We start from the raw sequence: 13,704 nt of genomic DNA on the forward strand, positions 1-13,704 counted from the left end.
GCTAGCATAAAAATCCTAATGAAAAAAAGCAATATATTAATAACAGGTTGTTCCCACGGTGGTATTGGTTATGCTACAGCTGTATACCTCAGAGATTTGGGACATAGAATTTTTGCATCAGCTCGGCAACAAAGAGACGTCGATGCTCTAAATGCAGAAGGTTTTGAAACATATCTAATTGATGTAACTAACTATGAGCATATTGATAATGCCTTGATTGATATTTTGCAAAAAACTGGTGGGATACTTGATGTTGTATTTAACAATGCTGGCTTTGGACAAGCGGGAGCTTTAGAAGATATTGAGACAAAACACCTTAGAGAACAGTTTGAAACCAATGTTTTTGGATTGCATAACTTAACAGTCAAAGCTTTAAAAATAATGCGTAAGCAAGGGTATGGCAAAATTATTCAACATAGCTCAATTTTAGGTCTTATAGCAATGAAATATCGTGGAGCTTATACCGCTAGTAAATATGCTGTTGAAGGCTTAGCAGACACTATGAGACTAGAACTTAAGGGTTCTAACATATACATGAGTACTCTAAACACTGGTCCTGTAACTAGTAAATTTAGAGAGAACTCATTAAAAACTATCAAAAATGTGGAGTTCGATAGGTCAGTTCATAAACTACAATATGAAAAAATATTAGCCGGTAAACATAAAAAAGTTCCTTTTAATGAACCTGCTATTTCTGTAGCTAAAGTAGTAGAAAAAATAATAAATTCAAACAAGCCAAAACCAAGATACTACATAACAAAAGCTACTATAATTATGGCTATTTTAAAAAGAATACTTCCTAGCAAACTTATGGATACTTTCCTTAGTAAATATTAGGTCTTAGGTTTACTAACATTTAGCTTATGATCTCTTTCCTTATCAGGCTCTAATATTTCTGGAGAACCTATCCTATTAAATAAATAGTAACTTAACCAGTTAAAGCTAACAACAAATTTATTTCTTATACTAACCAAAAAGGTTATATGCACCCCACCCCATATAAACCAACCTAATTTACCTGTAAGATTTAAACCAAATATCCTAGCTATAGCAGAGTGTTTTTGTATTATAGCCATTGTACCTAGGTCTTTATATTTAAAGTTTTTATATCTTTTTGTCTTATTTCTATTTACAATATGATTAGCAATATATTTACCTTGTTGCTTAGCTACAGAAGCTAATCCAGGTAAAGGGTTATCCTTACACCTAGAAATATCCCCACCAAAATAAATATTATCGTGTTTACCATGAGTCAAATCTGGTAAGACGTTTACTTTACCTTTTGACATTTGTTTCTCCATCCATAGCCCTAAGGGTTTTCCTTTTAGAACGGTACTCCATATAATAGTAGCACCCTGATAGATAGATTTATCTGTTTGCACACAGTGTTCAGAAATATTAATTACTGTTTCGTTTAAATGGATTTTTACACCACGCTTTACTAATGAAGAATAAGCATGATCAGATAATTTCTTAGGAAAAGCTGATAGAATTTTATTCCCACTATCAACCAAATTGATATTTATATCTTCTATAGAAAAATTGCTATAAGTATCAAAAATGTCAGTTGAAAGTATATCCAACAAAGCACCTGTAATCTCAACGCCTGTTGCTCCTGCACCAATTATAATAAAAGTCAGGTGCTTAAATGTATCAATTTTAGAGTTGGAGCTTTCTGCTAACTCAAATTGCTTTATAATATGAGATTTAATCTTCTCTGCATCATACGCTGTCTTTAAAGAAAGAGTGTAATTTTTCCATCCATCATTACCCAAATAATCATACTCAACTCCTGGAGCTACGACTAGATAATCATATTTATAAAAATTTTTTGAAGTTTTTACTATTTGTTTACTGGGACATATATCTATTACTTCACCCATCTTAAATTTAACGTTAGGTTTATTATGAAGCACTTTTCTAATAGGTGCCACCACGGAATTCAAAGGGATAAAAGCAGTAGCTGCCTGATATAACATCGGTTGAAAAACATGATGGTTGCTTTTATCTAACAAAGTAACTTCAAACTGACCATTATATTTAGACAATTTCTGTATACAATTTATTCCAACAAAACCAGCACCAATTACGACTACTTTTTTCATTTTTAGCACCTACTAGTCATAACCTAATTATAAAATTCTAATAATTTACTTACGGATATGTAAGTGGATTATAACCAAACTGATGCTAGAGTTTAAGAATTATTTTATAAATATTACTTTCTAAACTTATATAATGCCCATCCTATTAATATAAATATAGTTGGACCAATTACAAGTTCTAATTCATATATAAGTATCTCGCTTAACGTCTGGATATCACTTGGTGGTTGAAAACTAAATAAAATACCTAACGTAGTTGAAATAAATACTAAAAAACCTAATAAATATCTAAACTTGCTACTCATAAGCTTTATATAAGCAACCACCAAATACAAATAAGGTATAAAATAAAGTATAGTTGCCATTAGTATTAATGCTTGATACATCACATTTACTGATGGTAAAAAGCTAGTCAACAATACTATAACTGTAACCAAAACACCCATAGCTACTAGAGCGTTTTTTGGAGAGTCATGTTTGTTTGTTTTATGTAACCACTCGGGCAAAATCCCTCTTGGTGTACACTTAAAAAACATAACAACAGGTGCTAATAACCATATACTTACAGCTGCTAGTTCAGCAAATGTTAGTAAAAATGCCATTAACTTTGGAAACCAGGCCCACTCAAATCTATGACCAATTATTTCAAAAGCAGCCATTAACCCAGAAGTTCCATTAATACTATCTGGAGAAGAGACTAAATTTAAGGCTACAGTTCCCAATATATATAGACCTAACAGTATAAAGGCAGATGCTAATAATCCATAATAAAGATTCCTTTTTACATTTCTAACTGAATTAGCAAATGTCGGGATAATCTCTATACCTGCCATAGCAAACATTATAATAGTAAGCGTAGAGAGATTACCCCATGTGCTACCTTGTGGTATAAAATTAAAGGCGGAAAAATCAGTGGCACTTTTGCCAGTTACAAAATAAGCAGCAAACCCTAAAACAATAATAGCTATAGCAGGTATAAACGAGCCAAGTATTCCACCAACATCAACTAGATATTTATTGACTTTTAGACCATAAAAACTAACAAATGTAACTAGCCAAAAAGCACTTAGTACTACTATGACAATATAATAATTATTATCAACTAACTCTGGGCGTCCTATAAAATAAGCAAAGTTAGTTGCTAGAAACATCAATACAGCTGGATAATAAAATATAGTGTTTACCCAATATAACCAAGCTACCATAAAACCAGATTTTTCACCTAATGCTCGAGTGGTCCACGCATACATACCACCTTCATCAGGGTATTTTCTAGAGAGTTGAACAGCTATAACTACTAACGGTAGGAAGAAAATCAAAGCGCCAAGTATCCAAAAGAATACAGCTGAGGCCCCTAAACATGCTGCTACTGGTATCCATCTAATGCCAAAATTAGCTGTAACAGCCATAATGGTAACATCTTTGAAACCGAGAACTTTATTACTATCTGAAGGAGCTAACCCCATAAAAATACCTACTTTATAATTAATAGATATTATTATAGGTCAAAATAAGCTTAATAATAAGAAGAAATTATAAAAGACGATAAATAAAATTAGAATAAATTACATCATGCCTGGCATGCCACCCATGCCACCGCCCATAGGCATAGCTGGTGTATTTTCTTTGATCTCACCAACCATAGCTTCTGTAGTGATCATTAAACCTGCGATTGATGCTGCATGCTGTAAAGCTGAACGAGTAACTTTAGTAGGATCTAGGATACCCATCTCAACCATATCACCATAGGTATCATTTGCAGCATTATAGCCATGATTACCTTGTTTAGCTTTTACTTCATTTACAACAACAGAAGGCTCTCCACCAGCATTTGCTACGATTTGTCTAAGAGGAGCCTCTATCGCTCTCTTAAGTAATAAGATACCATGGTTTTGGTCTTCGTTCTCACCTTTTAGACCTTCTAAAGCTTTTTGAGCTCTAATCAAAGCAACACCACCTCCAGGGACGATACCTTCTTCTACAGCCGCACGAGTAGCATGTAAAGCATCATCTACACGATCTTTTTTCTCTTTCATTTCAGCTTCTGTTATAGCGCCAACTTTAATTACAGCTACGCCACCAGAAAGCTTAGCTAATCTTTCCTGTAATTTTTCACGGTCATAGTCAGAAGTTACTTCTTCGATATTAGCTTTAATTTGCTTAATTCTGCTAGCTATCGCATCTTTATCACCAGCACCATCTATTATAGTAGTGTCGTCTTTTGTTACTTGTACTCTAGCAGCCGTACCCAGATGTTCCATATTAGCCTCTTCAAGCTTCATACCAAGATCTTCGGAAATTACTGTAGCGCCTGTTAAAATTGCTATATCTTCTAGCATAGCCTTACGACGATCTCCAAAACCTGGAGCTTTAACAGCACATACTTTAACAACGCCTCTCATATTATTAACCACTAGGGTTGCTAAAGCTTCACTTTCAACATCTTCTGCGATGATTAATAATGCCTTACCAGATTTAGAGACACCCTCTAATACTGGAAGTAACTCACGGATATTAGAAATTTTCTTATCCACTAGTAAGATATATGGGCTTTCTAAATCTGTAGTCATGTTCTCTTGATTTGTAGCAAAATATGGAGATAAATAACCTCTATCAAACTGCATACCTTCTACTACATCTAGCTCATCTTCGAAGCCTTTGCCTTCCTCTACAGTTATCACACCTTCTTTACCAACTTTTGCCATAGCATCAGCGATAATCTTACCTACTGTAGAATCAGAATTAGCAGAGATAGTACCTACTTGTTCTATAGATTTAGCATCTGAACAAGGCTTTGAAAGTACTTTTAATTCTTCTACCAATTTAGCAGCTGCTTTGTCGATACCTCTTTTTAAATCCATAGGGTTCATACCTGCAGCAACAGCTTTCAAACCTTCTGTAAGTAAAGCTTGAGCAAGTACAGTAGCTGTAGTAGTACCGTCACCTGCAACGTCAGCTGTTTTTGATGCTACTTCTTTTACAATCTGCGCGCCCATGTTCTCAAACTTATCTTCTAACTCAATTTCTTTAGCTACTGATACTCCGTCTTTAGTTATAGCTGGTGCACCATACGCTTTGTCTAATACAACGTTGCGCCCCTTTGGACCTAGAGTTACTTTAACTGCGTTAGCTAGAGTGTTCACACCTTCTAACATCTTTGCGCGTGCTTCATCTGAAAACAAAACTTGTTTTGCTGCCATGTTTCTCTCCTTTTAGTTTGTAAAATTTCGTTAAAATTATTCAATAATACCCATAATGTCATTTTCTGTCATCATTAGTAGGGTTTCATTACCAACTTTTACTTCACTTCCTGAGTACTTACTAAATAGTACTTTATCCCCAACTTTTACATCCATAGGCTGAGTAATACCATTGTCTAACTTTTTGCCGTTACCAACTGCTACTACCTCACCTTGACTTGGTTTTTCTTGAGCACTACCAGTTAAGATAATTCCGCCAGCAGATTTTGTTTCTTCTTCTGCGCGACGAACTAATACTCTATCTTGTAATGGTCTAATTTTCATAACAATCTTACTCCTTTGTTATTTATGGAAAGTTTTGAATTTTGCGCAATTATAGACCAAACTAGGTTCTATAGACTTGCAAGAGTAAATATCGTGACTAAAAGTGACTTTTCAAGGGAATTTTTTTGATTTTTTTATACAGTAGACATAATACTCTATAACCTTAGATCACAAAAACGTCTGAAAAACTAAACATATAAATTTTTTTTATTAATTTTACCCACCCTCTTAGCAAATTTAGAATTGATATTATTTACTCCAATCTCATGAAAGAAAAAAACATTTTCATCTTTATTAACAAGATCATAATACACGTATAAATATGAAAAAAAAGATTCTATATTTCTTATATCTTGATTAACAATTCCTATATTAGGATCAAAAAAAAGGAAAGAACTACCAGAAATATATAGTAAACAAGAATGGTTCTTATTAGACGATATTTCTATGCTTTTATGAAAATTTTTACTAAGAGTAGAAATTATTGCAGAATCAGAACTTTTATTAATAAACAAACCAAACGAAAACGATACAATAAACAAACCCGCTTTATAATCATTTACTTTTTCAACCATATGGCTAATTTGATTATTATTTGTATTCCTATGCGAAACTTCGTTTAAGATATACCAACTTTTAGTGATCCTAAAATTATTATTTTTAAACAGTAGTTTTGATATAATGTTTATGCTACTTGTTAATTGATGCAATGCAAAATCTCCCCATAAATCAAACATGTTTGGATCCTTGGCAAAATCACGATTAAAAAAGTCAATATCAAACTTCTTATTATAAAAAGTTTGTTTTTTATGTACAGAACTTAGTAACTCATCCAAATTAAATAATTTGCTTTTGATTTCTAATGTATTTTGAGAAATAAAATAAAATAATGATTGTGGACTTTCATTTTTATTTTTTATTAATTCTCCAAGTAAAATACTCAAAGTTAAACACACCCCTTCGGAAAAAATTTCTTTTTGTTCAAATTCTGTAAAAAAACGAGAAATATCAAGAAAATTTCCTTTATAATCAATTTTTCTTATTTCCTGTTGGTAAAAATATTTATGCATGTTAGAGCTTCCAAATTAACATTGATAAATGTTGGTAATAATATGTTTAAAATTTTAACTATTGCTTTATTATATCCTAGCCGTATTAATTTTAGAATTTTTATTTAGTTGTCTTTTTTAATAAGTCGTAAGGATTTTTGATAATCAAAATATGTCAAAAATTAATATCATAGAGCAATAAATAACGAGTATCTATTTATGCATACGACAAAAAAATTAAAGAAGCTTTTTACTCAGCTAACTATAAGTTTATTTAAAATATTTGGTTGACATAAATCAAGAATAAACTGTTTTAGCAACCTATTACTTGGTTTAAATATCTACTCAAAGTGTAAATCTATTAAAGGTAGTAGCTACTCATTTTAAGAATGATAATCTAATATCTGAATTAATTTGATGATCAAATTGACTAATCTAGCTAGCCAAAAGATTATTTTATTTATATCATATGTATTATGCACCCATAGCTTAACTGGATAGAGCGTCGCCCTCCGGAGGCGGATGCGGGGGTTCGAGTCCCTCTGGGTGTGCCATGAATACCTATAAGATAATTTCTCAAACCCTTTATTTTCAATACCTAAGTATAGATTGAATATTATATAATTATTTTACAAGGTGCAAATAAGGTGCAAAAATATTAATTATCAACACAAAAATATCTAAAATTACTTAACAAACAACTCAAGCTTGAATCTTATAGTTAGATCTTGTTTAACTCCTCCAGACCCACCATCTTGATATGAGATTATTTGATAAGAATTATCATACCCTGCTGCAGACTCCCAAGCGTATGTTATAGAATAGACCTCTTGCATAACCTGCTAAATTGGTTAAACTTTTTATTTTTATTGGAATGATATTGATGAAGTTTGAGCAAATTAAAGATGGGCAATTCTCATTGCCTGGACGTAAGGCATTATTAAAAAGTGATGTTGACTATGAGGTTAGATGCAACTGAAACGCCTATTGAGCGACCTAAAAAAACAAAGAAGAATCCACTAACCAAAGAAGACAAAAAGAGAAATCGTGAACTGTTTAGCCAACGTGTTCTTAATGAGAATGTGATCAGCATGGTTAAGCGATTTAAAATTATTGCCGATCGTTATAGAAACAGAAGAAGGCGCGTCTACTAATTTCACCACTCCGGCTTAGAATGGTTTTTTATTATAAATCTTCAGGCCAATTATTTATAATAGTACCTAAAGACAGGTCTAACTCTACCAGCTTATCTTTAATTTCATTTAAAGATTTTTTACCAAAATTTGGTGCTTTTAATAACTCTGTTTCTGTTTTTTGTACAAGCTCACCTACATATTTGATATTTACTGCTTTTAAACAGTTTGATGATCTTGCAGTTAGATTTAATTCTTCAACGTGTTTTAATAGTATCGGATCAATATTTTTAGTAGGATCTTCTACAAAAACTCCTTGATTTATTTCATCAACGTTAACAATATTAACTAATTGGCTTTGAATCTTAGCGGCTGCTAATCTTAGAGCATCTTGGGATACTATATTACCATTAGTTTTGATATTAAAGTCTAACCTATCAAGGTCTGTACGTCTACCAACACGAGCATTTTTAACTTCAAATTCACAAAAAGTAACTGGTGAAAAAGCAGCATCTAGCAAAAACTCACCATCTTTAAAACTTTCTACTGCTGACCTATAGCCAACTCCTTTTTCAACTTTAGCCTCTATTTTAAACTTTTTGCTACCCATGTAACTACAAATAAACACATCTTCATTTATAGATAAACCTTGCGATAGCTTAGCCTCTCCAGAGAAAATCTCTTCAGCGGCTCCTGATAAATCAAAAGTAATAGTCCCACTATCAGTATTATCTGCTAATGTTACAGCAAGAGCTTTAATATTCAGAATGATATCAGCAACTGTTTCTTCACACGGAATCGTATCTTCCAAAGAGTTAACTTTGCCATCATTAATTTTGATACTAGTAATACATGCTCCACCAATAGAGTAAAGCATAGTTTGCTTTAAAGCAAAACCAAGAGTATATCCAGCACCTCTATCTAACGCTTCAAAAGAGAATTTAGTAGCATTTTTACCATAATCATTTATCTTAATATTAGTAGGGTGTAGTAAATTTTCTATAGTCATAGTTGTTAAAAAACCTAGCGTATTTATTTAGAGATATTCTAATTCCAAATATTATAACACATAAATCCAATTTTTTAATATATTAATTGAGTCTTATCTTACTTATACTATCAAGCTTTGCTTTAACCTTACTCTCAAAACCATTTGCTGTAGGTGTATAAAAGTGTTGATTGATATTCGTAGGTAAATATTGTTGCTTAACATATGAGTTTGGATAATCGTGAGGATACAAGTACTTGCTATTCTTATAATTTTTAAGATGTTGAGGAACATCTATATTTCCTTTACTTTTAATTACTTCTAGGACTTTATTATATGCCTCATAGCAAGCGTTACTTTTTGGAGCGACTGCCAAGTATATAGCTGCCTGAGATAAGACAAGCCTGCCTTCAGGCATACCCAGCTTCTCATAAGCGTTCCAAGCGTCTATAGCTACCCTTAAAGCTTGCGGATCTGCATTTCCAATATCTTCAGAAGCTATACAAACCATTCTTCTAGCTATAACTAAAGGATCCACCCCATTTTCTAACATCAATCCTAGCCAAAATATAGCCGCGTCAGGATCTGTTCCTCTTATAGATTTATGGAAAGCTGATAACAGTTCATAAAATTCTTTACCATCACGGTGAAAATCTCTAGTTGTTTCTCCAATAGCTTTATCAAATAGCTCTTTTGTAAAAACAATATTATTTGACTGATCACTAATCAGAAACATCCTTTCTACCAGGTTTAGTATCTTCCGACAATCTCCTTCACTGTAATTATAAATTACATCAGTAACATCACTTTCTAACTTAATATCATATTTCGTAAGGATGTCATCTTGTTCTAGCGCTCTTTGAATTAATTTTTGTGTACCTAGCTGGTTTAACCTTTTTAGGCGCAATATAAACACTCTTGAAATTAAGGCATCATTTAAATAATAAGTTGGGCTTTCTGTAGTAGCTCCTATCAAAATCATTTTTCCTGACTCTACATAAGGCAAAAGTAAATCTTGCTGAGATTTATTAAAACGATGAATTTCATCTAAAAATAAAACGAAACTTTCTAAATGCTGATTATCTGCTATTATTTTTTTAACTTCTTTAACTCCTGAATCTACAGCCGATAATTCAAAAAAGTCTAAGTCCTTTAATTTAGCTATAATTCTTGCCAAAGTAGTTTTACCAACGCCTGTTTTACCACATAAAATTAATGAACAAATGCCATCTGAATTACTAAGTATCTTAGTTAAAATACCATCATCAGCAAGTAAATGCTCTTGTCCAACCACTTCATCTATACTTTGGGGTCTAAGGCGAGCTGCTAATGGTATATATTTCATTGAATTTGTATCTTATATTTATTTTTAACTAACTCATAAAGCATACCTTCTCTCACGGCTCCATTAGATAAGTGCATATGTGAAATTTCTAAAAAATCAAAAATAGCATACAAAATAGCAACTCCACCAGCTAATACGCTTTCTCTATCTTCTCGCAGACCTTCAAAGCTGATATTTTCAACTTCTTTTTTGTCCATCATCATTGTAATTAAATTGTTTAAAAAATCTTTAGTAATGGTTGATGACCCTGTCATTTGTTGACAAATATTTGTTACTGATATAATAGTTCCAGAAGATCCTAATACCATATCCCAACCTATCTTTTTATATTTAATGGCAATTGACTCTAATATCTTTTTAGCTCTAGCAACTGTCTCATGAAAATTACTAAAATCTAATTTATCATTGCCAAAAAAATCTTTTTGCATGCCTACACAACCCATATCTAAACTACGTGCTATAAGTATTTTATTACCTTTGCCTATTACAAGCTCAGTTGAACCACCCCCGATATCTATTACTAAGGTTTTCTGATGAATATCTTGATTATCTCTAGCACCAACATAAACCAATCTTGCCTCCTCTGCACCTGAAATAATTTTTATTTTCGCACCTAATGCTTTATCAAGCTTCTTTTTAAAACCTTTGATATTATTTTTAGCTTTTCTTAGAGTATAAGTTCCTACAGCTTTAATATACTCTACGTTATAGGCTTTTATTTCTTTTGCGAAAAATTCTAAACATTCAATAGCGCGGTCTTGTGCATCTTTACTTATTGTAAGATTATTATTTAACCCAGCTCTTAGTTGAACTTTTTGCTTTTGTTTAGATAATGTAACCACCTCACCATTGGATTTAACCTCACTTATGAGCATATGAAAACTATTTGACCCTAAATCTATTGTAGCTACTATCTTAGACATTTTTAAAACCTACTCTTATTTATTATTACTCATTATAAAAAAATATCAGCAAAATAGCTAAAAAAATTTGTTTGAGAAGTTTTTTTGTTTATAATAAACACTATAAATTTAACAAACAAACTAGATTTTATATAAAAATAAACCCATAACTAGTTTAAAACAGTCTTACAAAAATCAGCTATTATTAAAATCAATAAATCAAGCGAAGGAAAAACAAAATTATGTCAAAATGCATCAATATAACAGACAGTCAGTTCCAAAATGAAGTAGTAAATAGTAGTACCCCTGTCTTATTAGATTTTTGGGCTCCTTGGTGTGGACCATGCAAAATGTTATCTCCTATACTTGACCAAGTAGCTGAACTTTACGGTGACAAAATTAAAGTCTGTAAAATAAATATTGATGATAATGAAGAAACCGCAATGAAATTTGGCGTCCGTGGTGTTCCTACTCTTATGATTTTTAAAGATGGTGAAAATAAAGAGACTAAAGTTGGAGTAGTACAAAAGAGTCAACTTACGTCAATCGTAGATAAATATCTATAAGTCTTAGTTAGTTCAACCTACTATTTATAATTACATAAACAGAGAATCGCCAATGAATTTAAATGAATTAAAGTATAAATCTGTAAATGAGCTAATGGATATAGCTCAAAGCTTAGATCTTGAATCACTGCGTGCAAGAAAACAAGAACTTATTTTCTCTATCTTAAAATACCATGCTGATAATGGTGAAGATATTTACGGCGAAGGTATCCTCGAGGTTTTACAAGATGGTTATGGTTTTCTAAGGTCTTCTGATAGCTCATACTTTGCTAGCCCAGATGATATTTATGTATCACCTGCTTTCATTAGAAAGTTAAATCTACGTACTGGAGATAGTATTGTTGGTAAGATACGTCCCCCTCGTGATAATGAAAAATATTTTGCTGTCAAACATATTGATAGTGTCAATTTTGATTCTCCTGAACTAGCCAGAAAAAAGATCCTTTTTGAAAACTTAACGCCAGAATATGCGAAAGAAAGATTAACTATGGAAATTGGAAATGGCTCTAGCGAAGACATCACAGCTAGAGTTATAGATTTAGCAGCTCCATTTGGTAAAGGTCAACGGGGCTTAATCGTTGCTCCACCAAAAACTGGTAAAACAATTATGATGCAAAATATCGCAACATCAATTGCTAAAAACCACCCTGAATGCAACTTAATTATGCTTCTAATTGATGAGCGTCCAGAGGAAGTAACCGAGATGCAACGCTCAGTACGAGGTGAAGTTGTAGCCAGCACTTTCGATGAGCCTGCTGCACGTCACGTTCAATTAGCTGAGATCGTTATTGAAAAAGCTAAAAGATTGGTAGAGCATAAACAAGATGTTGTAATTCTATTAGACTCAATTACAAGGCTTGCTCGTGCTTATAATACTGTATCACCAGCATCTGGTCGTGTACTATCTGGTGGTGTTGAGGCAAATGCTTTACAAAAACCAAAGAGATTTTTTGGTGCTGCTAGAAATACTGCTGAAGGTGGTAGCCTAACAATTATTGCTACAGCTCTCGTAGAAACAGGCTCTAAAATGGACGAGGTTATTTTTGAAGAATTTAAAGGCACTGGTAATATGGAGCTACATCTTGATCGTAAGATCGCTGAGCGTCGTGTATATCCTGCTATTAGTTTTGATAGGTCTGGTACTCGTAGAGAAGAACTCCTTACAACTTCAGAAGAATTACAAAAGCTTTGGATTCTACGTAAAATTCTTGGCGGTATGGAGGATGTTCAAGCTATGGAATTTCTAACTGAAAAAATGAAAGGCACTCTTACTAATGAGGAGTTTTTTGAGACTATGAAGAGAGGTTCTATTTAAAAGCCATGTTTAATGAATATAAAAATTTCTATTAACTTTGTAAAACATAACTATTATAGAACTTTGTTTTTATAATATTCTCAAAATAACATACTATAATATCTAATTATAAACATTTATAAAAGCAGTATCTAATTGTATCAGGGTTGACTTACACAATCTAATTGATATTATCTTTTGACAATTCAACATTCGTAATAACTTTATAAAGTTTTTATATTAAAAGCCTACAATGTAAAATTCACCCCGAGAGGATATTTTGCACAGACATTCAATAATCTTATAGCAGTGATGTACATTACACACCATGACATAACTAGTAAAACAATAGCTACTATAAATCCACATGATGCTACAACTAAAGGCAGAGAAAGCATACCAGCACCAATAGTAGTACCGATTATCAATAAAGCGCTACCGAAAGATCTAGAAACCATAATCAAGAGTTTTGAATCAAATTAGTAAAATAATATATTATATAGATAATTAAAGCAAAATGTTATAAATAAAAATCTAAAAGGAGCTATTTTAAAAGGATTAAGAAGTTTGTTAAATAAGGTCCTGATATTTATATGATTTATTTGATGTGCTCTAGTTATTGAGACTTTGTATTTTAAAAAGATGGCGACTACCTACTTTCACCTGGGCAAATGCCAGACTATCATCGGCGTGTTGTAGTTTCACTTCTGAGTTCGGAATGGGATCAGGTGGTTCCTACAAGCTATCATCGCCAAAACTGTGTTTTGGTTTATAAAGATATTTAACAATTCAGCATAG

Annotated in this window: 12 protein-coding genes, 1 tRNA gene, 1 rRNA gene and 2 pseudogenes; 5 read left to right on the top strand and 11 right to left on the bottom strand. The window is 32.3% G+C overall.

The genetic code is table 11. The features are described 5' to 3' along the window. Positions 1–18 precede the first annotated feature (18 nt). Entirely contained in the window at positions 19–837 is an 819-nt protein-coding gene (locus SD28_RS07420) for an SDR family NAD(P)-dependent oxidoreductase (RefSeq protein WP_039125550.1), read from the top strand. Here the strand turns inward: SD28_RS07420 and SD28_RS07425 are convergent. The 5 genes from SD28_RS07425 to SD28_RS07445 all read right to left on the bottom strand — a co-directional run bounded on the left by SD28_RS07425 (position 834) and on the right by SD28_RS07445 (position 6,699). Further along, complete coding sequence (locus tag SD28_RS07425; RefSeq protein ID WP_039125551.1) at positions 834–2,105, bottom strand: NAD(P)/FAD-dependent oxidoreductase; 1,272 nt, start codon at positions 2,103–2,105, stop codon at positions 834–836. The two genes, SD28_RS07420 and SD28_RS07425, sit on opposite strands and share 4 nt — an antisense overlap. A 113-nt stretch (positions 2,106–2,218) precedes the next feature. Then, a complete protein-coding gene (locus SD28_RS07430) occupies positions 2,219–3,571 on the bottom strand; it encodes an APC family permease (protein WP_039125553.1) in 1,353 nt (450 codons plus the stop codon). A 99-nt stretch (positions 3,572–3,670) separates the two neighbouring features. Beyond that, complete coding sequence (gene groL, locus SD28_RS07435) at positions 3,671–5,305, bottom strand: chaperonin GroEL (protein ID WP_039125556.1); 1,635 nt, start codon at positions 5,303–5,305, stop codon at positions 3,671–3,673. Between the two features lie 36 nt (positions 5,306–5,341). After that, the gene (locus tag SD28_RS07440) at positions 5,342–5,629 is read right to left on the bottom strand and encodes a co-chaperone GroES (RefSeq protein ID WP_039125558.1); all 288 of its coding nucleotides are present in this window, start codon (positions 5,627–5,629) and stop codon (positions 5,342–5,344) included. A 188-nt stretch (positions 5,630–5,817) separates the two neighbouring features. Next, the gene (locus SD28_RS07445) at positions 5,818–6,699 is read right to left on the bottom strand and encodes a hypothetical protein (RefSeq protein WP_039125560.1); all 882 of its coding nucleotides are present in this window, start codon (positions 6,697–6,699) and stop codon (positions 5,818–5,820) included. 457 nt (positions 6,700–7,156) lie between these two features. Here SD28_RS07445 and SD28_RS07450 point away from each other — a divergent pair. Then, a tRNA-Arg gene (locus tag SD28_RS07450) sits at positions 7,157–7,232 on the top strand. A gap of 132 nt (positions 7,233–7,364) precedes the next feature. On the opposite strand, the gene SD28_RS08125 is transcribed toward SD28_RS07450, so the two are convergent. Beyond that, a complete protein-coding gene (locus tag SD28_RS08125; protein ID WP_157698647.1) occupies positions 7,365–7,514 on the bottom strand; it encodes a hypothetical protein in 150 nt (49 codons plus the stop codon). 162 nt (positions 7,515–7,676) lie between these two features. On the opposite strand from SD28_RS08125, the pseudogene SD28_RS08300 reads away from it, so the two are divergent. Continuing rightward, a pseudogene (locus tag SD28_RS08300) lies at positions 7,677–7,832 on the top strand (transposase family protein); the annotation flags it as partial. Between the two features lie 31 nt (positions 7,833–7,863). On the opposite strand, the gene SD28_RS07460 reads toward SD28_RS08300, so the two are convergent. From SD28_RS07460 to SD28_RS07470, 3 genes are all read right to left on the bottom strand, one after another. Further along, positions 7,864–8,820 carry a DNA-directed RNA polymerase subunit alpha gene (locus SD28_RS07460; protein ID WP_039125562.1) on the bottom strand — a complete coding sequence of 319 codons (957 nt, stop codon included), beginning with the start codon at positions 8,818–8,820 and terminating at the stop codon, positions 7,864–7,866. Between the two features lie 82 nt (positions 8,821–8,902). After that, positions 8,903–10,144, bottom strand: a complete 1,242-nt coding sequence (locus SD28_RS07465; protein WP_039125564.1) for a replication-associated recombination protein A — start codon at positions 10,142–10,144, stop codon at positions 8,903–8,905. Next, the gene (locus SD28_RS07470) at positions 10,141–11,067 is read right to left on the bottom strand and encodes a Ppx/GppA family phosphatase (protein WP_039125566.1); all 927 of its coding nucleotides are present in this window, start codon (positions 11,065–11,067) and stop codon (positions 10,141–10,143) included. Before SD28_RS07470 ends, SD28_RS07465 begins: the two co-directional genes overlap by 4 nt. A 221-nt stretch (positions 11,068–11,288) precedes the next feature. On the opposite strand from SD28_RS07470, the gene trxA reads away from it, so the two are divergent. Together trxA and rho are read left to right on the top strand one after the other, a co-directional pair. After that, on the top strand, positions 11,289–11,612 hold the full coding sequence (gene trxA / locus SD28_RS07475; RefSeq protein WP_039125568.1) for a thioredoxin: 324 nt from the start codon (positions 11,289–11,291) through the stop codon (positions 11,610–11,612). Positions 11,613–11,664: 52 nt separating this feature from the next. Continuing rightward, positions 11,665–12,927, top strand: coding sequence for a transcription termination factor Rho (gene rho, locus SD28_RS07480; RefSeq protein WP_039125570.1), 1,263 nt, complete (start codon positions 11,665–11,667; stop codon positions 12,925–12,927). Between the two features lie 233 nt (positions 12,928–13,160). Here rho and SD28_RS07955 read toward each other — a convergent pair. After that, positions 13,161–13,364, bottom strand: a pseudogene (locus tag SD28_RS07955) (aromatic amino acid transport family protein); the annotation flags it as partial. A 182-nt stretch (positions 13,365–13,546) separates the two neighbouring features. Continuing rightward, positions 13,547–13,662: ribosomal RNA gene (gene rrf, locus SD28_RS07485) — 5S ribosomal RNA — on the bottom strand. Positions 13,663–13,704: the final 42 nt, after the last annotated feature.

This window comes from Allofrancisella guangzhouensis (assembly GCF_000815225.1).
GTDB lineage: Bacteria > Pseudomonadota > Gammaproteobacteria > Francisellales > Francisellaceae > Francisella > Francisella guangzhouensis.